Raw genomic sequence first — 20,779 nt, 5'->3', positions numbered from 1 at the left:
AAAAAATAACTTATTTATTATTTTCATGAAAAACCAACTGTTACTCAAAACTCTCGGAATATTATTGCTTGTGATACTTTGGGTATTACCTGGCAGACTTACTGCACAACAAAAGTTTACTCTGAAAGGACGGGTAACTGATAAAAAAGGACAAGGGTTACCTTTTGCGACTGTATATGTAAAGGGTACCTCTAATGGTACTACAACCAATGACAATGGAGATTATTTTTTACCGCTTAAAGCTGGAAGCCACGAAATTGCTTTTCAGTTTATTGGCTACAAAGCCAGTACTAAAAAAGTGACCATCAACCAGTCACAAACCTTGAATGTAAGTCTTGAACCTGAGGTGCTTACTCTAAATGAAGTAACCATTACCTCGAATGGCGAAGACCCCGCTTACCCTATTATGCGCAAAGCCATACGAAACCGTAAAAAACACTTAAGAGAAATAGAAAAATTTACCTGTGATGCCTATGTCAAAGGCTTGCAGCGCTTGGGTAAAGCCCCTAAACGAGTACTGGGAATGAAGGTAGATGTGGACACTGGCATTGTATACTTTTCGGAGTCGGTATCGGAACTGAGCTATAAAAACGGAGAGTATAAAGAGAAGATGATTTCATCGAAGGTAAGCGGCAATAGTCGTGGGTTTAGCTTCAACCAGGCATCAGAGATGGAAACGGAACTTTATAACAATATCATTGACAACACCGGTTTTAGTGAAAGAGGAATGGTGTCGCCAGTAGCTTTTAATGCCATGCTTTATTATCGTTACCGCTATGAGGGTTCTTTTCAAGAAAATGGGCTCACTGTCAATAAAATACGCTTGATGCCCCGCCGCAAACTTGCTCCGGCTTTTAGTGGTTTTATCTACATTATAGATGATACCTGGCGCATACATAGTATAGAGCTTTCGTTGGGCAAGGGCACAATAGATTTTATAGATTCGGTGACTATCAAGCAAGTATATGCTCCAGTGGGCAACGGAAAGGTATGGCGACCGCTCTCAGTAAAATATAATTTTGAATTTGCTGCTTTTGGGTTCAAAGGTCATGGCTATTTTTTGTGTATGTACTCTAACTATAACATCACACCGACTTTTCAACGGCGGTTTTTCAACAATGAAGTAATGACAGTGACAAATGATGCCAATAAGAAAGATAGTACCTACTGGAGCAAGATCAGACCCATTCCGTTAACTACTACTGAAGTAAAAGATTACCGCGAAAAAGATAGCCTACAAGTGATCAAGGATAGCAAGCCTTATAAAGATTCGGTAGACGCCAAACGTAACAAACTGGGAATTACTGGTATACTATATGGTGGCTATACTTATCGTAACTCTTACCGCCGCGAACGTTTTTCTTTTCAACCGCTTATTAGCACTTTTCAATACAACACTGTAGAGGGTTTGGTAACGGACTTGTCGCTTAATTATCAAAAACGCTACGAAAACAGAACATACTTTACCATTGATCCCAGTTTTAGGTATGGCTTTTCTAACAAGCGATTTCAGGCAAAACTACGCACATCTTATCGGTTTGCCCCCAAAAGCTTTGGTACAGTATGGGCAGAAGGTGGACGTTATGTAGAGCAATTGAGCCGTATGCAATCTATTTCGCCCTTTCTCAATAGTTACTATACACTGGTGGTTGAGGAGAATTTTATGAAGATATACGAAAAAGCTTACGCTAAAGTGGGGTATCGTCAAGAGTTGATCAATGGCTTGTACTTTAAGGGGAGCTTAGAGTTTGCTGAACGTAATGCTATGCAAAATACCACCAACTATAGTTGGCGCAATGTAGAAAACCGGGAGTTTACGCCCAACGCCCCTGTAAACAACGAACTGGCCAATACCGATTTTGCTTACCATCAAGCACTTACATTCAATGCCTCTTTGCGTTTGCGTATCAAACAACGCTACATCACTTACCCTCACCGTAAGTTTATTGTGGGTTCAGACTACCCCACTTTATTGTTGGGTTACCGTAAAGGGCTTGCTATAGGAGACAGCGACGTGGACTATGATTTACTACACGCGTCTATATCAGATGAGATAAGTATGGGGGTAATAGGAGCCAGTAAGTATCGGGTGAGTGCTGGAGTATTTTTAAATACTAACAAAATGTATTTTATGGATTTCCGTCATTTTTCGGGTAACCAAACAGGGCTTTTGAAAGGTAGCAGCAACGCTTTTCAGTTATTGGAATACTACCGTTACAGTACTCAAGACCGTTACCTAGAAGGACACTATGAACACCATTTCAACGGCTTTGTAATGAATGGCTTTCCGCTGATCAATAAACTAAAGTCTCAACTGGTGATCAGCGCCAACTACCTTTGGACTCCTACCTCGCTTAATTACCTTGAGCTAGGCATAGGACTGGAACATATTCTTAAAATTATGCGCTTTGACTTTATCGTAGGTTTGCAAGAGGGCAATCAGGTAAGCAGTGGTTTCAGGTTTGGTTTTGGGTTTTAAAAATAAAAACAAGGCATAAGCAACCAAACCTATGATTTGTTGCTTATGCCTATTTCTACCTTAGAGCTTGTTGTAAACGGGTCGCATGCTGAGTAAAAAGCTGTCCTCCTGCTAAAATATTTGAGGGGTCAATGTCCATTCTGGTTAAAATAGCATACATCATTGCTTGGTTACTAGTAATTACGGGTTTACCCAAGTCTCGTTCCAGTGCAGTTAAAGCTTCTAATGCCCGAAAATCGGTACAAGAAATTACCAGCGCTTCAGCTTCGGGGTGATCTGCCTGCAAACCAAACTTGTAAATTGTATCAGGAGTAACCTCTCGCATCTCACGACTCGAATAACTCTCACCTACACTGAAGTGATTGACTACCTCAAAACCACAGGTAGAAATAAATCGGATAGCGTCTTGGTTTAACTCAGCCACATAAGGTGAAGTGAAGGCAATACGGGATATGTGCAGTGTTTTGAGTGCCTCTATAATAGCCCCAGCGGCTGTAACTGCAGGTACTCCTGTTTTGTTTGCCATCTGTTTTTGAAACTGTTGATCAAATTCAAAACCGCTTGCTAGAGTGGCAGATGTACATCCATACGCTATTACATTGATATCAGCAGCTATTAACAAAGTCAGGGCATCGTCGAGCCCTGCCAAAGCAAAACGCCGCATTTCATCTCCATCTGGCACATCATCTACATCATAACCACCCACCCGTGTAAAGTGAAGCGTGATTCCTGCTGGTACCAACAACGCACAGTCAGGTTCAAGATTAGTATTCGAAGATGGGACAATCACCCCAATCCGTCCTTGGTCTCTGCTCATGAGTTTTAATTGTCTATAATAATTAATGAATGTGGTAATGTGGTAAAACGTTCGTAACCATCTGGTGTCACATGAATGGTGTCTTCGACTTGCACACTGCCAAAGCCAAGTTCATAAAATAACACTTCCAGCTCAAAGACCATCCCTGCCTCCAAACTGAGTGTTTCGTTTGGGCTAATGGAAGGAGGTTCGTACATATCAATTCCAATACCATGTCCAATATGTTTACGTTTAATGTCAGGCAAGCCATTCTCACGGGCAGCTTGCATGCCAATACTATAAACTTCGGCAGCCAATTGCCCAGGATAAATGGCATTGAGAGCCGCCATTTGCCCTGCCAAAACTGCTTCCCAACGTTCTGTTTGCAGTTTATTAGGTTTGCCTACACAGGTGGTTCGAGCAATATCGGCTACATACCCCTGATATGAGCACCCCATGTCCCAGCGAATCAAGTCACCCGCTTTGATGCAGTAATCACCAGGAATATGATTAGGATAAGCTCCATACGTGCCTGCACCTATTACAGCTAAATAAGGGTCGCCTCCTGCTTTAACTACAGCCATGTTAAAAATAATTGCCAGCTCTTTTTCCGAAATACCCACCTGTACTGCATTTATAGTATGCAAAAAAGCGATTTCTGTTATTTCGACCGCCCGGCGCAAGCGATTTACTTCTTCGGGTGTTTTTATCAAACGGCTTTGTAGCCACAAAGGGCGGGCATCAGTTACTTGGGTCTGATAACGTTGGCGATAAGCTTGGGCTAAATCCGGATCATCTATAGCTACACACGCTTCATCTGGTATACCTGCAAGGGCAAATGCTTCCCATAAATCTTTGGGGCGATTACTTACCAGTACCATGTTGGCATAACGCCAATCTTCGGCAAGCCAAATAGCTTCATCGCCTGGTTCTACTGTCACTGTATCAAAGGCAATGATATGATCGACTACCGGAGGGTCACAAGCAGCCCGGTCGAGTTCACCTGATGGAGCAATAAGGGTAACTTCGCCATTGAACTTAATAACAGCTACCGCCAAGGTTTTTTGCCCACGTATAAGCCATTGGCTTAAACTACGAAAACCACTGGCATACAGTAGGTTTTCGGGAATAGTTGCCATCATCACATCTACTCCATTAGTCTGCATTAAATGAAGAACACGTGCTTTATTTAGTAAGGGCTTCATTAATAACTTCCTGTTTGTTATGATCTTTGTCCTTTACAGGAACAACAGTTAATTCGTAAGGTAATTTATTTAGTCGGACAGGTCCTTGTTCTGTCACAATGATGGTGTCTTCGATTTGAAAACCGCCCAACCCCAGCTCATAATAAAGCACCTCAAGAGCGATGACCATACCAAGCTCAAGCAAATCGGCAGTTGCTTGTTTAGAGCGATCAAAGGTAACCCCCCGTTCGTTTTGGGCTTCTTTAGGAGCAATAATAGGAGGCTCACGTAGTTCAACTCCCACGCCATGCCCCAAGTGCTTACGTTTATAAGCAGGAATAACAGCTTTCATCATATCAAAACCTATCTGATATACTTCAGACAACTTGTTCCCAGCTTGCATGGCATTAAAACAGGCAGTTTGAGCACGGGCAATTGCGTCGGCATATTTTACTACTTTGGGGCTAGGTTCACCATAAAAAGCTATAAAACCCAGATCGACTCGGTAGCCATCTACTTCACAACCAACATCCCAGCGGATAAGCTCGTTGGGGCGTAATTGACGGTTGGTAGAAGGGTGATTCGGCGAAGCTCCATTTGACCCAATGCCCACCAGGGTCATATAAGGCACTGCCCCAGCTTTTACCACACTGGTATTGTATATATGGCCCAGTTCTAGCTCGCTGATACCTGTGCAAAGAGCTGCCATCGACTGGCGTAAACCCTCTTCTGCAATTTGAACCCCTTTACGCATTAATTCGAGTTCCTCTTCCGTTTTAATTACCCGGATGTCCTGTATTACTTCTGGAGCAATAAACAGTTCAGTCTGTGGTGATAAAACCTCCCTTAATCCTTCATAAGTAAGGTTGTCATCCAGGGCAACCCGTTGATTGGGTTGAATCAGATTCAAGGTTTCTACAGCATGATAAACACTGGTATAACTGGGGGTATCAAGTGTCCATTGTGCCAAACGGTGGTCTGGTTCTTCCCACAAAGACCTGTCTCCGGGTTCGATGGTAATGTGACCAACCGGGCAAACCTTTGAAACCCGTGGAGGAATGGCAGCTGCTACGTCTAATTCCTGCGCGGGCGATATCAACACCGACCGGGTAGGATCCTGGGCAGGAATTAATACCAAAACCTCGATTTTAGAAGAACGCATCAACCATTGACCCAGTGAGCGAAAGCCAATAGAATAAAAAACATTTTCGGGGGTGGTTGCAATCAACCAGTCGATGTTTTCGCGTTTCATTATTTTCTTTGTGCGTTCGATAGTTAAGCATAGTTGTAAATATAGGTTATTTTAGAATTAGGTTATCAGCAAACTCATTGTAGGCCAGTGCCAATAAGTCAACCGCTTTTTCGATTTCGTCTGTAGTATGATAGGCAAAACAAAGCCGCAAATAATCGGGCGAAGTATTGCATTTGGTGCCAGGTCGAAAGCTAACTTTGTATTTCTCCAGAGCTAAAGCAGCCAGTGCCGAACTATCCATCTGGTTAGGCAGTTTACACCATATAAAATAGCCACCTTGTGGGGTAGTTACGATTTCGAGTAGAGGCAATTTTTGCTGTACTGCTTTGTAAAGGCATTCGTATCGCTGGAAAAGCTCCTTACGTAAATCTGACAACCATTTTTGCATGGAACCATTACTAAGTATAGGTTCTATCCAGCCAGCCATCACTTGGTTTACTCCACCACCACTTACAAGTACTGGGTGGTTTACCATCCATTCAATCAAGTCTGGTTTTGCCTGAAGCCAGCCCAAACGGATGGCAGGAGCAAATATTTTACTGAATGTTCCAATGGTAAAAACTACACCTTTCTCTGTATAGTCTTCGCTTGCCAGTGCCGAGTGGACTTTGTTTTCAGGGAAACTAAGGAGTTGATAAGCTTCATCTGCCAGAATATAAAAATCGTGGGTCACTGCCAGTTGAATCAGCTTCTGTCGTCGTGGGGCACTTAAATTAACACTTGTGGGGTTTTGGTGAGAAGGAATGACAAATACAAGGGCAGGCTTGACCTGCTCTTCTATTATAAGTCGCTCAACTTCAACAACGTCAATACCCTCTTTATCAACTGGTATGGGCATAATATCGAACCCGCAGCCTTCTAGTACATTTACTGCCCACTGATAAGTAGGAGTCTCCACTAGGGCAAGCGGACGAGTAGGACTACTGGCGGCTATTCTTGTTCCAATCAGATTAATTGCGCCTGAATTTCCGGGAGTCACAAGCAGCTCGTTGGCAGCAATTTGGTCACCTGTTTCTGATGATAAAAACTTTGCCAACTCTTTACGGAAAGTAAGGTAGCCCTGTTGGTTGGCATATTGTAAAAAAGTAGGATCAGTAATATGATTTCTGTCGGTCGAATAGAGCAAATCCAATGGCAGCATCTGAGGTGAAGGTTGTCCTACATTAAGGTCATAAATGCCTTTTGTTACAGGCATTTGTACATATTCAGAGTTTTGATAAGTCATAGTTTATTCTTGAAAAATAATTTGTTGACATTTTTGAGCTACACTGGCTTGTAACCGCTGACCAGCTTCGGCGGTATACCAGGCAATGTGGGGTGATAAAAGCACATTGTTAAGCGAAATCATCTGAGAAATTATTGGGTGGGTATTGACATCCAGTGGTTCCTGTGAATAAACATCTAAAGCAACTCCTCCGATTTTTTGAGTAGATAAGGCAATCAACAAAGCCGTTTCATCTATAATCCCCCCCCGTGCTACATTGATTAACAGGGCAGAAGATTTCATCATAGCCAGTTGTTTTTCCCCTATCAGGTTACGGGTGTCGTTATTGAGACTAGTATGAAGAGACACCACATCGCAATGAGGCAATATATCTTCCAATTGTTCGGCTTTTTGTACCGCGCACAACTCCATTTCTTCAGCACTTACATAAGGGTCATAAGCAATGACAGACATTTGAAAACCAAAATGAGCAATACGGGCTACACTTCGCGCAATTCGTCCAAAACCAACCAAACCAATCGTTTTGCCGTTTAGTTCGGTGCCCAATGAAGCTGGGGTAATATCAAACCAACCTTTTTGACGCATAGTTTGTTGTACTGGCCAGGATTTGCGAGCCAGTGACAGCATCAGGTTAATAGCATATTCTGCTACAGTTTCATGTACATAGTCAGGTATGTTCTCCACCAGAATTTGTTGGCAGCGGGCGTACTCACAATCGATATTATCTAAACCAGTACCTGCTTTTACAATGCCACGCAATCCTTTTTGTAATCCGGCATCCATAATTTCTCTGCCAATAGGTGCTGCTCCACTGACAATGGCTCCTGGCGAATGTTCGTTGATTGCTGAGATGGCTTCATTCAAAGATGCCTCCACCAAACGGGTTTGGTGTTTAGCCAAGTAACCATCGAGTTGGGGCATTTCGAAATAAGTGGCACCATCGATTTTTAAAACAATGGGGATTTCAGACATGATTTTTTTCCTCTTTTGTGGTATTTATTTGACAAGTTCAACGTTCCAGTGCTCATCCGTCTTTACAAATTGAGCTGGTTGAGCCATTAAAGCTCCTGTAACCCTCTTGCCAGTAAAGGGAAGTCGCCCATGTGCTACCCGCAAATTATCCAAAAAGAGTACATCATGTTTTTGCCAGTTGTTGTACGAAATCCTTGCCAGCAGTAAGGCTTCTTCCATATGGCGCAATTCGGCTATAGAAAACGGTTCATTGTTGTCCCAGGTGACAGTAAGTGGGGGAGTTTTTCCTGGCCAAACCTGTTGGTACCAATAAGGTGATATGCCTACAATACTGGAGTGCAGGCATTTTTTACCCTGATATTGATACACTAATGGTCGAGTCAATTGGGTTTCAATTACCTTATTGTCTTCTTCCTGCAGCTGCACACAATTGTAACCCAAAGCATTAAAATGAGTCATAAAATCGTTGGCAGTACTACCTTCCCCCATTACTTGTTGCCAGCTTGGGTAGCGGTCATGACCAGAAGATTGAACATAACGCTTGCGAAATATCACATTGTGTTGGGTAGCCTTTGCCTGGAAATCTGGCGAGAGTACATCAAAAGCTTTAGCACAGTCATAAATTGCAGTTTCTCCACCATGTTCAGCGGGTACTTTGCATACAAAAGATATGTATTTAGGAAACTTAGTGTGATAAGTCAGCTCACTATGAGGCAAAATACAAAGCTCTTTTGACCAAGGAGTTACCTGTAGGGCAGAGGTCCCCTTTATTTTTTGGCGTGCTACGTTTCCATAGCGGTAATCCATCGCTTTACCTTTGCCAGTTAATAACTTTAAAACTTTGGCATCATCTATAGCCTGTCCTGTGCGCACTAATAAATGACCATGCTGCTTCAATCCTACTTCCAACGCTTCTGAAGAGGCTGGTACCTGCTTTACAATGTGGGCATTAATGATTGGTTCTATGCGGGTAAGAGTTTGTTTGATTTGACCCTCTGGCAAATTTTGTTTAGTAACCTGATATTCACCTGCAAAAAGTTTGGCAAGATGTACTACATCATCTGTCGATGTTGGAGTAGCTGAACTGATGGCTGTGATTGTATCACCAATAGCAATAGCTCCTTGAGTGTGAAGCTCGGTTAGTTTTTGATAAATGGCGCGGTTTTCAGAGTGTTGTTGCGAAAGCACAATATGCCAGGGATGAGCCCATTGGGTAGAAGAATAACGTAAAGGATTTTTGTTGCAAGAATGCCCCAACAATTCATTTTCTTTATTGGCAACAATCAAAGTTGAGGAAATACCCGCTTTTTTAGTACTTAATAAATCTTTCTTATATGCCAAAAACATGAGCGTCATTAAATTCTCCTCGTCATCTCTGGTATACATTCCTTTTTCCTTCAATGTTCGAGTAACTCTCTCTTGCTCAGTCTGATTTTTGTAAGCTCGTTGGGGCAATTCGTTTATTTGTTGTACTTCCAGGTTACATTTTCGGCAAAGTTCTACAAAGTCGGTGGGGTTTAAATATTTCACTACCGAGAAACAAAATAATTGGGTGTTTCCGTTAATTAATGCTTCCTGAATAATTCTTTCTGTTCCTTCTACTCCCAAATAAGATGTTACGCCAAAAGCTGTAATTACATCAGTCTCATTAGCCAGGTGATACTTTAACCCCTCAGAGTAAGGGGCATTTAGGTTTGCCACAAACGAGTGATCAGCTAAATTGATGTCCTTGGCAAAACGCAAAGGTTCTGACTGCGCGTCTATCAGGCTGATTTTCACTTTTTGGTCGGAGGCAGGAAAAGGTCGCTCTACAGTATCTTCGTTTCCCCAGCGGGTCATCACGTCCTGAGCAGTCAGATTATATTTTAACGCTACGGCATCTACCCCATGGCAACTACCAATTACAGATACCCGCAGTGGTGTCTTTGGCAATAAAACCTGACAATAATGTTTTAAAACCTTCATTGCGTGGAAAGGCAACCTATAGTTTAAATCCTGCACAAGACAACGAACATAAGTCTGTGGAGAATACAAGGAATAAATTTCGTCGAAGTTCGCTTTAATGTTTTGACTCATTTTTTTGTTGTTAAAAAAATCTTTCTTCTATATAAAGTGATGGCAAAATACTTCAGCAAATAGTGGTCTTTCATATTGGTTGTTGACCTGCATAAACATAGCCATTGAACACAATATATTATTTACTCTTGCAAGCATAAGCCGGAATAAAGTTATGTATAAAGAAAGAATGAAATTATTAAGTTTTGATTAGGGTTATGTTTTTGTTGCAATATACAAGGTGTTTGCACTAGGTATACCATTCTCGATTCCTATTTACATAGCATTATATACTAGGATTAAAGTGATTTTAGGATTTACAGGATTGATTAATGTTGGTATTCAGACAGTTAGTCAAAATCCATCCTCAAAACCATTTTTGTTTAAGTATATTATAACGATTAAGATTACCTGAACCCCTAAAGATGTAAAGTTGAACACAGGATTTTCAGAAAAAAGACAATAAGAAGTATAAAAAATAGCAGATAAAATACAATACGTATTTTCACGATTTGCTGTTCAATATAAAAACTATTTTTCGGATCACCGCTTCGATATGTAATAAAAACAAGAATATTTAAGATAAGTCATTTATAAGTTGCCCAATTTGTTGAAGTACCAGAGGCTAGAATGAAAGGGACTCCATCAGTAATCAGTGGCAAGTTATGTGGGGTATTTATACCTTTTTACTTTCCTCCCCGGCGGCTCCCCCCCCGAAAACTACGGCTTGAGCCTCCCCGAAAACTACCTACACTCCCCGAACTGGAAGAAGAACTATAACTACTACTGTAGTCGCTACTACTGTTGTTACGAGGGCGCTTGCCATAAGCATACAAATATCTGCCTCCTGCATATACTTCCAAAAACTTCTTGCCATAAATTCTGGTGACACTATCCCTGGTTTTGTTAAAACGTATTCCTACTTTGCTAATACTATCTCTTCTTCGTTGCCTCAAAGAGTCTCGCACCCTTTTTCTAACTGCCAATACAGAGTCCCATAACACTTTATTTTTTCGTCCGTAATACCCACTTTTTCCTTGGTATTTGTTGACAATGGCTTGGTTTCTAACGGGTTTGACTCCCCACCCTTGAGCCACAGCAAGGTAGGTAACAAATACAATAGTAAATGATATACCTCCAACAAGTAGTTTAGTATAGTTTTTCATAGTTGTAAGTTAAATATTGTAGGTAGCCTTGATGTACTAAAACCATTTTTTAGGAATAAAAAGCATCACAATCATGGCAAAAAACGAATAGATAAACACCTTATAATAATAACTGGTGGGCACTTTTTTACTAGCATACCTTACCTTAAACTTGATATAGTTACGCTTTGATTTTTTCAAGTTATTCTTGATTACCTTCATTGCCACCCTTAGTTCTTGATCTTTATTTACCTTAAAAAGGCGCTTGTGCCATTTATCACGGTAACCAGACTTATTTGTTACGATAAAATTTTCAGCAAACTCATTGATTAATTCATCTTTATTATTCAATACTTTGACATTAATCAACAAAGAGTCACCTGTAAACTCAGAAGTGTTTTTATCAAAGTTCATTTCATAATACTTCATACTTTTGTATACCCTGAAAGGTTTGCTAACCAAAGGACCTTTTTCGGTAAGCAGGTTTAAGCGAAACGTCTCACTGAGGAGTGAACTGTAAGAACCTACACCGAAAGCTGCTCGAAAAAATAGAATCGCGAACAACGCTCCCGTAGTAAGAAAAAGAATGCGACGAATGATTAGCACGTAACTTATACTCTTTGAACTCATTGTATTGATAAGATTGATTTGTCAGGTTTTGAGAAAAATAAGCTTTTTTGAGTGTTAACTAAAGCCTTTGCTAAAAAATTAATATTTTAGAATATTAACAAAGCAAATTTCTTTCCTTGAAAACTTATTTACAAGGTTCTTTTGTTTTACCTGATATTCTATTGTTTTATAACAACAACAAACTTTAACAATCAAAATGGCTTTACAAGAAAATGTGGACTATGTATTTGTACCAGTAGCAGACCAAATCACCGAAAAGGTTTGCTTTGTAGGTACCAACACCCATTTGTATGTAGTACCTGATCAAAAAACAGTATCCGAGTCATCTGTGAAGGAGTTTTTTACAAATGCACTGGCAGGTGTAGACAAGGTAGAATCGTTTAATTTTGGCGACTATACCCCCCGCGAAGTAATTGCTGGGCTATTAGCCGAAGAAAGCACTACTTTGGAAAGTTTGGACGAATTTTTTCAAAATTTTCAACAACAATGGAAGGCAGTAGTGCGAATTGAAATAGCCCAACTCAAGAAACTCAAGGTAGTCTCTAACATTTTTGGTGGGTCAGTGACAGTAAAACACGAAGGGAAAGCACTATTTACCCCTATTGTAACACGCATAGCCAGCAAAGCAGAGCGCAGAGCAGTCAAAGCGTTTTACGCAGACGTGGTAAAGTAGTGATTATTAAAAAAGCCCGTTTACTGTTCAATAAATGGGCTTTTTTTATACTTTATGCAGGAGTTAATAAATTGCTGGATATTGTGCCGGATCAGCCTCACTCATCATATCATATACTTTGTCAAACACGTCTTCTATGCTTGGCTTCGAGAAAAAGTCTCCATCGCTACCATAAGCAGCCCGGTGTTCTTGTGCAGCCAACGTAGCCGGAGCCGAATCTAACCAACGATAAGCGTTTTGCTCTTCTATCACTTTTTGCATCATAAACGCTGAGGCGCCTCCTGGTACGTCTTCATCAATAAACAAGGCACGATTGGTTTTTTTGATAGATTCTACAATATGGTGTTGCAAATCAAACGGTAATAGTGATTGCACATCTATTACTTCACAACTAACGCCTACTTCTTCGAGCTGACGAGCGGCATCTATTACAATACGACACATAGAGCCATAGGTAACCAGGGTAATGTCTGTGCCCTCTTTCAGGGTTTCGGGTACTCCCAATGGTACGGTAAAGTCACCTATATTCTCTGGTAATTTCTCTTTTAGACGATAACCATTCAAGCACTCCACTACTAAAGCCGGATCATCTGACTTGAGCAAAGTATTATAAAAACCAGCGGCTTGGGTCATGTCGCGCGGAGTAAGTATATAAATACCTCGCAAACTATGCAACAAAGCACCCATAGGCGACCCTGTATGCCAAATCCCCTCTAAACGATGTCCACGGGTACGAATAATCAAAGGAGATTTTTGCCCACCCTTGGTGCGGTATTGCAAGCAAGACAAATCGTCGGCTAAGATTTGTACTGCATAGTATATATAATCTAAGTATTGTATTTCAGCAATTGGGCGCAAGCCACGCATAGCAGCTCCAATGCCCTGCCCTATAATGGTTGCTTCACGAATACCTGTATCAGTAACCCTCAGCTCACCATGCTTTTCTTGTAGTCCGGCAAATGCTTGGTTTACGTCCCCGATCTTCCCTACATCTTCGCCAAAAGCAAACACCCTAGGGTCGCGGGTAAGTGCTGCATCAAAACAAGCTTGTAACACTTCTCTTCCATCTACCAACTTGCTGTCTTCGTTATACTGAGCGGGTATTTCGGGTATATTCAATGCCGATTCGTCTGACTGACTATACAGGTGTGAACTGTAGTCTTCACGCCCCTTTGCTATTACCTTATCTAACCAGGCAATGAGTGAATGCTTTGCAGGGTTTTGCTCAGTACGAATCAATCTCAAGGCTTTTTTTACTGACGTAATAGCGTCTCGTTTCAGTGGGTTGGTAGTTTTTTGCAAATCATCTTGAATCTCGCTCAACTTATCGGCATAGTTTGGGCTATTTTGAGCCAACTGAGTCAGTAGTTGCAAAGCTTCGTTATGATCGCCTTTCATAGAGTCTACAAAGGCATTCCAAGCAGTTTTACGGGCGTTTTTAGCGTTGGTTTTTGCCGTTTTTTCTATGGTATCTACCTCATCGTTTGAGGCGTATCCTTGAGTGACAATCCACTCACGCATTTTTTTAATACAATCAAATTCTTTTTCCCACTCTAAACGGTCTTTTGGCTTATAGCGCTCGTGCGAGCCGGAAGTAGAATGTCCTTGAGGTTGGGTTACTTCTATAACGTGCACCAATACAGGTACATGCTCAGTACGGCATATTTCAGCCGCTTTTTGATAGGTTTCAAACAAAGCTTCATAATCCCAGCCCTTGACCGTGAAAATCTCATAGCCTTGTTCTTTTTTGGTACGTTTAAAGCCCGCCAATACTTTAGAAATGCTGCCTTTGGTGGTGTGGTACTCTTTGGGTACCGATATGCCATACTCATCGTCCCATACCGACATGAGCATAGGTACTTGTAATACTCCGGCAGCGTTGATAGTTTCATAAAACAGTCCTTCAGAGGTAGAGGCATTGCCTATAGTGCCAAAGGATATTTCGTTGCCTTGATCAGAAAAATCAGTAAAAACCTGCAAGTCAGGGTTTTGCCGATAAAGTTTAGAAGCATACGCTATGCCTAATATACGAGGCATTTGCCCAGCAGTAGGCGATATGTCAGCTGAGGCATTGTAAGCATTGCTTTGGTTTTTCCACTTTCCTTCATCATCCAACAAACGGGTTCCAAAGTGCCCGTTCATCATTCGGCCAGCCGACACAGGCTCAGCTTCTACTGAGGTATGTGCATATAACTGGGCAAAATACTGCTCCATGGTTAACTCCCCAATTGCAAACATGAATGTTTGATCGCGATAATACCCTGAACGAAAATCACCTGGACGAAATGCCTGAGCCATAGCCAATTGGGCTACTTCTTTGCCATCACCAAAAATCCCAAATTTAGCTTTTCCCATAAAAACCTCCTTGCGCCCGATCAAACTGGCTTCACGGCTTTCACATGCTAACTGGTAGTCTTTTAGAATAGTGTCTTTAGTAAGTTCCTGTTCTACAGATATATCTTTTGTAATCATACGAAATGCAATTATTAGAATAGTTAAACTTTTTGACTGTATTTTGCAATCCTGAGAGGTGTCTTACAAAACTACTCAAAAAAAAGCATCTTTCAAATAGCTTTACCTTTTCAGAAATACCCATATAATATTTGGCAAAACGTTTTTTATTACAATTTGTGGTCAAAAAATTTCTAAAACAAAACAGTTTATTAGTATTTATTTTTTATAAAAATAGATTTACCAAATAATGTGGTTTTTTATTTTTAGCATTAAATTTGTCAATCTTGTCATCGAAAATATGATAGTATGGAAATTATGACCAATTCTGTCATATAATCGCTATTTTTGTGGTAGAGTAATTTAATATTGAGGAATCACACCAAGCGTAATAATACTATGCTTATTAAATCTTGTTTAATGTTTAACAGCACAATGAAAAATTTTAAAGACTCTTTTTTACTTATTTGCCTGTTGGGGGTTGCCTCAACTTGCTTGTCAATGACCAGCGTGTATGCTCAGGGCACAATGAAGTTTGACACCGAGAAACACAACTTTGGTGAACTTGCCGAAGGGGTAATGGTGTCTTATGAATTTGAATTTGTAAACACGGGGAACAAACCCATCAAGATTTCTAAGGTAACTGCCTCTTGTGGTTGCACAACTCCTTACTGGTCTAAAGAAGCTATACAACCAGGCAAAAAGGGTAAAATCAAAGCCACTTATAACACCACGGGGCGCCCAGGTAATTTCAACAAGAGTATCACTGTAAATAGCAATGCAACCAACAAATTGGTGGTTTTGTTTATCAGCGGTAAGGTCAATCGTAAGAAAAAAACCTACAAAGATATTAGCAATGGATCAGCAAAAGCAGCTCCCAAACTGTTTATGCGTAACAAGATCAAGCATTTTGGTATGACAGAAAACCGTTTGACACTGCGTCAGGCTTTTGAAATAAGAAATACAGGCAATGCCCCTTTAAAAATAGAAAAACTGGTAAGTGAATGTAAGTGTACAGTAGCCAATCTTACCCAAAACGTAGTGCCTCCGGGAGGACGGGTAATGTTGGAGTTAATGTTTACCCCCACCAAGGCTGAACCTATCCAAGAGTCGTTCTATGTATATACCAACGACACTAAGAGCCCACGCACCATCATTACTTTGAGTGCCGATGTATACGAAAACTTTAGCCGCACTTTGTTTCGTCGTGGCGATACCACACTTTTATTGGAAAGGTAAGCCATTGCACAAAGCATTTCATTACCTATACTATCAAACAATCAAGGGACAATGAGTTAGACCATTGTCCCTTGATTGTTTTTGGTCAAATTTTAGGATACACTTACATAATCGTAAAGCTGATATTATAAGAAGCATTGCCTCTGGTGCCTCCTACTATGACTTCGTAATTGCCACTGTAAGGCAAAGCGCCTGTCCAGGTCCGTGCATCTTTCCCTGGCTCGGTACCTGGCAAATACTTTTTGGTTTTCTTATGCCTGATTTGAAACACGGCATTCTTTCCCTTTGCCCAAACCTTTACAACCATTGTTTGTCCTTTACGTGCTCCCAATACATACACCATACGCTCACCTCTGATAACGGCGTCTTGGTAAGAAGCTCCCTGTGTGCCTTTCTTAGACTGTACATCTTTCACACGTGTGGTAGAAGATTGCCCATAGGATGTACTGCATAAACCCAAGGCAAAGAACATAGCAATTAGTGTTATGGTATGCTTCATATCATTGTCTTATTTTTAATTTTTTGAATAGTTATATTGTTTTTTATACTCTTTGGAGATAAAAATAGGGGTGTTTTTTCAAAAAATGTTGCAGAAAACAAACTGTTTTCACCAAATTTTATTCTAAAGTAATTCACTGTAAAACCTTTCATTATCCAATAAAATCACGATTATTTTTTAAAAAAACTTATGCTTTTTTTTTCAAATTACTCAAACTGCCTAATTTTCTACACTTTCAAATATCACAATTTATAGGTTTAATTATATTTTTTTTGTAGGAAAACGTGATTTCTACGCCACTTCTTTATTAAATTTGCTAAGGAATGGCTGAAAAATAAGTTACTTGCTTGACACTACTATGTTTTGCTCTAATACAAGGCACTTGCTGTATTGGTAGTTTTAGCTATCAACAAGAAAAAACGCTTCAATACATAAAGTCAAAATTGAAAAGTTATTTTTTGCCCATTTTTCACATAGTTTTTTTGACACTTTTTATTTAAACCAAAGCATAACAATGATTATCGGTGTTCCAAAAGAGATAAAGCAAAACGAAAGTAGAGTTGCCCTTACACCTGCAGGTGTAACCGAAATGTTGAATCACAACCATACCGTGTATATACAAACCCAAGCGGGCGAAGGTAGTGGTTTTTCGGATGAAGCATACAAAGACGCTGGTGCTCAGATTTTGCCTAATATCGAGGCAATTTATGATATTGCTGAGATGATTATTAAAGTGAAAGAACCAATTGCTTCTGAATACAATCTAATCAAAGAAAATCAATTGGTATTTACTTATTTCCACTTTGCTTCTTCTGAGGCTTTGACTAAGGCAATGATCGACAATAAGTCTATTTGTTTGGCTTATGAAACTGTTGAGAAAGCTGATCGTTCTTTACCTCTTTTGGTACCTATGTCAGAGGTGGCAGGAAGAATGGCAGTACAAGAAGGAGCCAAATACCTTGAAAAGCCTACTGGTGGTCGTGGTATTTTGTTGGGTGGTGTACCTGGTGTAAAACCTGCCAATGTATTGATTATTGGTGGAGGTATTGTAGGAACACAAGCGGCTAAAATGGCGGCGGGCTTGGGTGCCAACGTAACTATTATGGATATTAGTTTACCTCGTTTACGCCAGTTGGCTGATATTATGCCTGCCAATGTAGAAACTATTATGTCTAACCAGTACAATATTGCCGAAGCTATCCAACACTCTGACTTGATTGTAGGCGCAGTATTAATTCCTGGTGCTAAAGCGCCTCACTTGATCACTCAAGACATGCTGAAAACTATGCAGCCTGGCACTGTAGTAGTAGATGTGGCAGTAGACCAAGGTGGGTGTATTGAAACCTGTAAACCTACCACGCATGAAGATCCTACTTATGTAATTGATGAAGTAGTACACTACTGTGTAGCCAACATGCCTGGTGCAGTACCTTACACTTCTACTGTTGCCCTCACTAACGCTACTTTACCTTATGCTATTCAACTTGCCAACAAAGGCTGGAAAAAAGCTTGTCAGGACAGTAAAGAACTAAAATTAGGCCTAAACATTGTTCAGGGTGAGATTGTATACCAACCTGTAGCTACTGCATTTGACTTACCATATACACCAGTAGATACTTACCTTAAAGGTGAAGCTGTAGTATAACTTTCAAAAGCAACAAGCCCGAAACTATCAGTTGTTAACTTCATATCTATTGAGGTATTACTTACAACTGGTGGCTAAGAATTATTTGCTAAAGATTAAAAAGAGATTTCAAGTAAGATTGAAGTCTCTTTTTTTATTTTTGCATAACTTCATTTTTCCATGTGCCATGCAACACAATGGGCAAAATCACGTTTTTTGGTTTTGTTGAATGAATTTTGAAAAAAACTAAATTTTATATTCATGATGAAAAAAATATGGTTGGTAGTAGTGGCTTGTAGCGTTGCTTTGACAACGGTAGTTGCCCAGTCTGCCCAAAAAACCCTCCCTAGTGGCATTAAATACACGCTACTTAAGCACAATAAGGCTGCCCGTAAATGTAAAATGGGGGATTTTATGAGCTTTCATTTCAAAATGACCACTCCCAATGGTAAAGTGCTCACCAATAGCTTTACCCAAGGTACTCCGGTAGAAAACTTACCCATCAAGCCACCTCAGTTTAAAGGAGATATCACTGAGGCTTTTGCTTTGCTTGCCGAGGGTGACAGCGCGTTGATAGATAGCCCAGTAGATACAGTGGCTAAATACAGTAAACGTCCAATGCCTCCTTTTGCCAAACAAGGCACCTATATTTCTTATATAATAAAGGTAATAAAAGTGCGCAACCAAACCGAAATGTTAGAGGCTCAACAAAGGAAACTGGCAAAAATGCGTGCCCGCGAAAAGATTATCATGGATAAGTACATTACTGAGCAAAAGTTAAAGAATGTAAAGGCTACTGCTTCAGGTTTACACTATGTGATACACCAAGAAGGCAAAGGTGCCCTGCCCAAACCAGGCGAAACGGTAAAAGTAAACTACACGGGTAAGCTTACCAACGGGAAGGTGTTTGACACAAGTCTGGAAGATCAAGCCAAAGTACACGGTAAGTATAACCCTGGACGCCCTTATAAGCCGTTTGAGTTTCAGATAGGCAGAGGACGAGTAATCAAGGGTTGGGACGAAGGTATTGCTTTGCTGAAGCCAGGCGCCAAAGCTACCTTGTTGGTCCCTTCTTATTTAGGTTATGGTGAGCGTGGTGCTGGGGGAGATATTCCACCCAACTCGGTATTGGTATTTGAGGTAGAATTGGTGGGTATCAAAGGTAAAAATGATGACCAACAACTTAAAATCAAAGAAAAGGCGAAGATTCAACGATACCTACAAGAAAAGAAGTTGGGTAATGCAAAAGTAACTGCTTCAGGGTTACATTATGTGATACGAAAAGTAGGCAAAGGCAAAAAAGCGACCCCAGGCAGCAAAGTAAAAGTAAATTATACGGGTAAGCTACTCAATGGAAAAGTGTTTGATACCAATGTAAAGGCCGTAGCAAAAAAAAGCGGAAAGTATAATCCTAAACGTCCTTATGAACCTATTGAGTTTACTTTGGGCAAAGGACAAGTGATTAGGGGCTGGGATGAAGGCATCGCTTTATTAAAAGTAGGGGATAAAGCTACTTTTGTGATTCCTTCAGCATTGGCGTATGGCGCTCGAAGCGTAGGTGCTGACATTCCTCCCAATTCAGTATTAGTATTTGAGGTAGAATTAGTGGCTGCCAATTAACCGGAGAAATAACCAAACGCTTGTCTAATAAAAAACGAAGTTCATCTAAGAACTTCGTTTTTTATTGCTTGATATACTGATTTTCACTAGTTTACAAGTAGATTATTTATTAAAAACAGGCTTTCAATAAACATTCAACCGATGCAATAGTTAAAGTTACAAACCTGGCAATTGGAATGAGTATTATAATCGATGACAAAAATAAAGAAGAACGTTTAGGCGACTGTTCTAACCGACCACCTACACCTCCCAAAAAACTCAACCGTGGGGTAATACTTGGATTTATTAAGTATGGGCTATTACGCTCGCTCGAAAAGTTCGAACAACTTGATTTGTCAGCATTGAAAATAGAAACCATTCCTTTACACATAGGCGAGTTATTCAAGCTTCAGGAATTGGTACTATCTAACAATCAAATTACCAGTTTACCAAATGAAATGGCTTACCTGAACAGACTAAGGGTGTTGAGAGTTGACGATAACCAACTCACCCAACTGCCTGGATTTGTAGGGCGTTGGCAACAGCTTACAAAACTTTCTTTGGTAATGAATCAGCTACACACACTGCCCAAAGAAATAGGGAGCCTACCCCAGCTTAACACTTTAGCACTGAGCTATAATCACATTACTAGCCTACCCACCAGCATAAGGCATTTGTCTAAACTCAGGTACTTGATTCTTGCCAACAATCCCATCCAATATTTACCCGAAGAACTAGCACTATTGCAAAACTTGCACACCCTCAACCTGAGCGGTACACAGGTAAGCAAGGTAGAGAAAAACAGGTGGAAAAAGCTTTTGCCGCATACACGTATCTTTTAACTTGGATTATTCTATTGCTTCATTCACCTCAAAAACAAAACCCACACAACCTATTAGCCCATCAACTTGCTGCCAGGCATTTGCTAAGTTTTTGATTTGTGCTAACTTGTAAAA

At 40.5% G+C, this 20,779-nt stretch carries 16 protein-coding genes; 6 read left to right on the top strand and 10 right to left on the bottom strand.

Annotated elements, in window-relative coordinates:
- Positions 1 to 25 precede the first annotated feature (25 nt).
- A complete protein-coding gene (locus M23134_RS07625; protein ID WP_002695129.1) occupies positions 26 to 2,479 on the top strand; it encodes a DUF5686 and carboxypeptidase regulatory-like domain-containing protein in 2,454 nt (817 codons plus the stop codon).
- Between the two features lie 55 nt (positions 2,480 to 2,534).
- Here M23134_RS07625 and M23134_RS07620 read toward each other — a convergent pair whose 3' ends face one another.
- The 8 genes from M23134_RS07620 to M23134_RS07585 form a co-directional block, all read right to left on the bottom strand.
- Entirely contained in the window at positions 2,535 to 3,296 is a 762-nt protein-coding gene (locus tag M23134_RS07620) for a maleate cis-trans isomerase family protein (protein ID WP_002695127.1), read from the bottom strand.
- 5 nt (positions 3,297 to 3,301) lie between these two features.
- The gene (locus M23134_RS07615; RefSeq protein ID WP_045113194.1) at positions 3,302 to 4,480 is read right to left on the bottom strand and encodes a M24 family metallopeptidase; all 1,179 of its coding nucleotides are present in this window, start codon (positions 4,478 to 4,480) and stop codon (positions 3,302 to 3,304) included.
- Positions 4,461 to 5,732, bottom strand: a complete 1,272-nt coding sequence (locus M23134_RS07610) for a M24 family metallopeptidase (protein ID WP_262492893.1) — start codon at positions 5,730 to 5,732, stop codon at positions 4,461 to 4,463. The genes M23134_RS07615 and M23134_RS07610 overlap by 20 nt, the downstream gene beginning before the upstream one ends.
- Positions 5,733 to 5,757: 25 nt before the next feature.
- Positions 5,758 to 6,936: an aminotransferase-like domain-containing protein gene (locus M23134_RS07605; protein ID WP_002695123.1), complete on the bottom strand. Its 1,179-nt coding sequence runs from the start codon at positions 6,934 to 6,936 to the stop codon at positions 5,758 to 5,760.
- Positions 6,937 to 6,939: 3 nt separating this feature from the next.
- A complete protein-coding gene (locus M23134_RS07600) occupies positions 6,940 to 7,908 on the bottom strand; it encodes an NAD(P)-dependent oxidoreductase (protein ID WP_002695122.1) in 969 nt (322 codons plus the stop codon).
- Between the two features lie 24 nt (positions 7,909 to 7,932).
- Positions 7,933 to 9,984 (bottom strand): TauD/TfdA family dioxygenase, encoded by a 2,052-nt coding sequence (locus M23134_RS07595; RefSeq protein WP_082226529.1) that lies wholly within the window; start codon positions 9,982 to 9,984, stop codon positions 7,933 to 7,935.
- A 665-nt stretch (positions 9,985 to 10,649) separates the two neighbouring features.
- On the bottom strand, positions 10,650 to 11,129 hold the full coding sequence (locus M23134_RS07590) for a hypothetical protein (protein ID WP_002695120.1): 480 nt from the start codon (positions 11,127 to 11,129) through the stop codon (positions 10,650 to 10,652).
- A gap of 36 nt (positions 11,130 to 11,165) precedes the next feature.
- Positions 11,166 to 11,738: a hypothetical protein gene (locus M23134_RS07585; RefSeq protein ID WP_045113193.1), complete on the bottom strand. Its 573-nt coding sequence runs from the start codon at positions 11,736 to 11,738 to the stop codon at positions 11,166 to 11,168.
- Between the two features lie 196 nt (positions 11,739 to 11,934).
- Between M23134_RS07585 and M23134_RS07580 the strand changes: the two genes are divergently transcribed.
- A complete protein-coding gene (locus tag M23134_RS07580) occupies positions 11,935 to 12,411 on the top strand; it encodes a hypothetical protein (protein WP_002695117.1) in 477 nt (158 codons plus the stop codon).
- A 63-nt stretch (positions 12,412 to 12,474) separates the two neighbouring features.
- On the opposite strand, the gene M23134_RS07575 is transcribed toward M23134_RS07580, so the two are convergent.
- Positions 12,475 to 14,883 (bottom strand): alpha-ketoacid dehydrogenase subunit alpha/beta, encoded by a 2,409-nt coding sequence (locus M23134_RS07575; RefSeq protein ID WP_002695116.1) that lies wholly within the window; start codon positions 14,881 to 14,883, stop codon positions 12,475 to 12,477.
- Between the two features lie 414 nt (positions 14,884 to 15,297).
- Between M23134_RS07575 and M23134_RS39710 the strand changes: the two genes are divergently transcribed.
- The gene (locus M23134_RS39710; protein WP_075163999.1) at positions 15,298 to 16,101 is read left to right on the top strand and encodes a DUF1573 domain-containing protein; all 804 of its coding nucleotides are present in this window, start codon (positions 15,298 to 15,300) and stop codon (positions 16,099 to 16,101) included.
- Positions 16,102 to 16,204: 103 nt separating this feature from the next.
- On the opposite strand, the gene M23134_RS07565 is transcribed toward M23134_RS39710, so the two are convergent.
- Positions 16,205 to 16,600, bottom strand: coding sequence for a hypothetical protein (locus M23134_RS07565; protein WP_053337265.1), 396 nt, complete (start codon positions 16,598 to 16,600; stop codon positions 16,205 to 16,207).
- 514 nt (positions 16,601 to 17,114) lie between these two features.
- On the opposite strand from M23134_RS07565, the gene ald reads away from it, so the two are divergent.
- The 3 genes from ald to M23134_RS07550 all read left to right on the top strand — a co-directional run bounded on the left by ald (position 17,115) and on the right by M23134_RS07550 (position 20,665).
- Positions 17,115 to 18,245 (top strand): alanine dehydrogenase, encoded by a 1,131-nt coding sequence (gene ald, locus M23134_RS07560; protein WP_002695112.1) that lies wholly within the window; start codon positions 17,115 to 17,117, stop codon positions 18,243 to 18,245.
- A gap of 240 nt (positions 18,246 to 18,485) precedes the next feature.
- Positions 18,486 to 19,844 carry an FKBP-type peptidyl-prolyl cis-trans isomerase gene (locus tag M23134_RS41740; RefSeq protein WP_002695111.1) on the top strand — a complete coding sequence of 453 codons (1,359 nt, stop codon included), beginning with the start codon at positions 18,486 to 18,488 and terminating at the stop codon, positions 19,842 to 19,844.
- A 176-nt stretch (positions 19,845 to 20,020) separates the two neighbouring features.
- Positions 20,021 to 20,665 carry a leucine-rich repeat domain-containing protein gene (locus tag M23134_RS07550; RefSeq protein WP_002695110.1) on the top strand — a complete coding sequence of 215 codons (645 nt, stop codon included), beginning with the start codon at positions 20,021 to 20,023 and terminating at the stop codon, positions 20,663 to 20,665.
- The last annotated feature ends 114 nt before the right edge of the window (positions 20,666 to 20,779 follow it).

The sequence above is a fragment of the Microscilla marina ATCC 23134 genome (assembly GCF_000169175.1).
Lineage (GTDB): Bacteria > Bacteroidota > Bacteroidia > Cytophagales > Microscillaceae > Microscilla > Microscilla marina.
The sequence above is the reverse complement of the archived record's forward strand: the minus strand, read 5'-3'. Positions and strand labels throughout refer to the sequence as shown.

What these genes read in the sequence shown, in the direction of transcription:
- M23134_RS07600 (WP_002695122.1), bottom strand. Translation starts at nt 7,908, where the DNA reads ATGTCTGAAATCCCCATTGTTTTAAAAATCGATGGTGCCACTTATTTC.
- M23134_RS07605 (WP_002695123.1), bottom strand. Translation starts at nt 6,936, where the DNA reads ATGACTTATCAAAACTCTGAATATGTACAAATGCCTGTAACAAAAGGC.
- M23134_RS07595 (WP_082226529.1), bottom strand. Translation starts at nt 9,984, where the DNA reads ATGAGTCAAAACATTAAAGCGAACTTCGACGAAATTTATTCCTTGTAT.
- M23134_RS07615 (WP_045113194.1), bottom strand. Translation starts at nt 4,480, where the DNA reads ATGAAGCCCTTACTAAATAAAGCACGTGTTCTTCATTTAATGCAGACT.
- M23134_RS07575 (WP_002695116.1), bottom strand. Translation starts at nt 14,883, where the DNA reads ATGATTACAAAAGATATATCTGTAGAACAGGAACTTACTAAAGACACT.
- M23134_RS07590 (WP_002695120.1), bottom strand. Translation starts at nt 11,129, where the DNA reads ATGAAAAACTATACTAAACTACTTGTTGGAGGTATATCATTTACTATT.
- M23134_RS41740 (WP_002695111.1), top strand. Translation starts at nt 18,486, where the DNA reads ATGATGAAAAAAATATGGTTGGTAGTAGTGGCTTGTAGCGTTGCTTTG.
- M23134_RS07580 (WP_002695117.1), top strand. Translation starts at nt 11,935, where the DNA reads ATGGCTTTACAAGAAAATGTGGACTATGTATTTGTACCAGTAGCAGAC.
- M23134_RS07625 (WP_002695129.1), top strand. Translation starts at nt 26, where the DNA reads ATGAAAAACCAACTGTTACTCAAAACTCTCGGAATATTATTGCTTGTG.
- M23134_RS07550 (WP_002695110.1), top strand. Translation starts at nt 20,021, where the DNA reads ATGAGTATTATAATCGATGACAAAAATAAAGAAGAACGTTTAGGCGAC.
- ald (WP_002695112.1), top strand. Translation starts at nt 17,115, where the DNA reads ATGATTATCGGTGTTCCAAAAGAGATAAAGCAAAACGAAAGTAGAGTT.
- M23134_RS07585 (WP_045113193.1), bottom strand. Translation starts at nt 11,738, where the DNA reads ATGAGTTCAAAGAGTATAAGTTACGTGCTAATCATTCGTCGCATTCTT.
- M23134_RS39710 (WP_075163999.1), top strand. Translation starts at nt 15,298, where the DNA reads ATGAAAAATTTTAAAGACTCTTTTTTACTTATTTGCCTGTTGGGGGTT.
- M23134_RS07565 (WP_053337265.1), bottom strand. Translation starts at nt 16,600, where the DNA reads ATGAAGCATACCATAACACTAATTGCTATGTTCTTTGCCTTGGGTTTA.
- M23134_RS07620 (WP_002695127.1), bottom strand. Translation starts at nt 3,296, where the DNA reads ATGAGCAGAGACCAAGGACGGATTGGGGTGATTGTCCCATCTTCGAAT.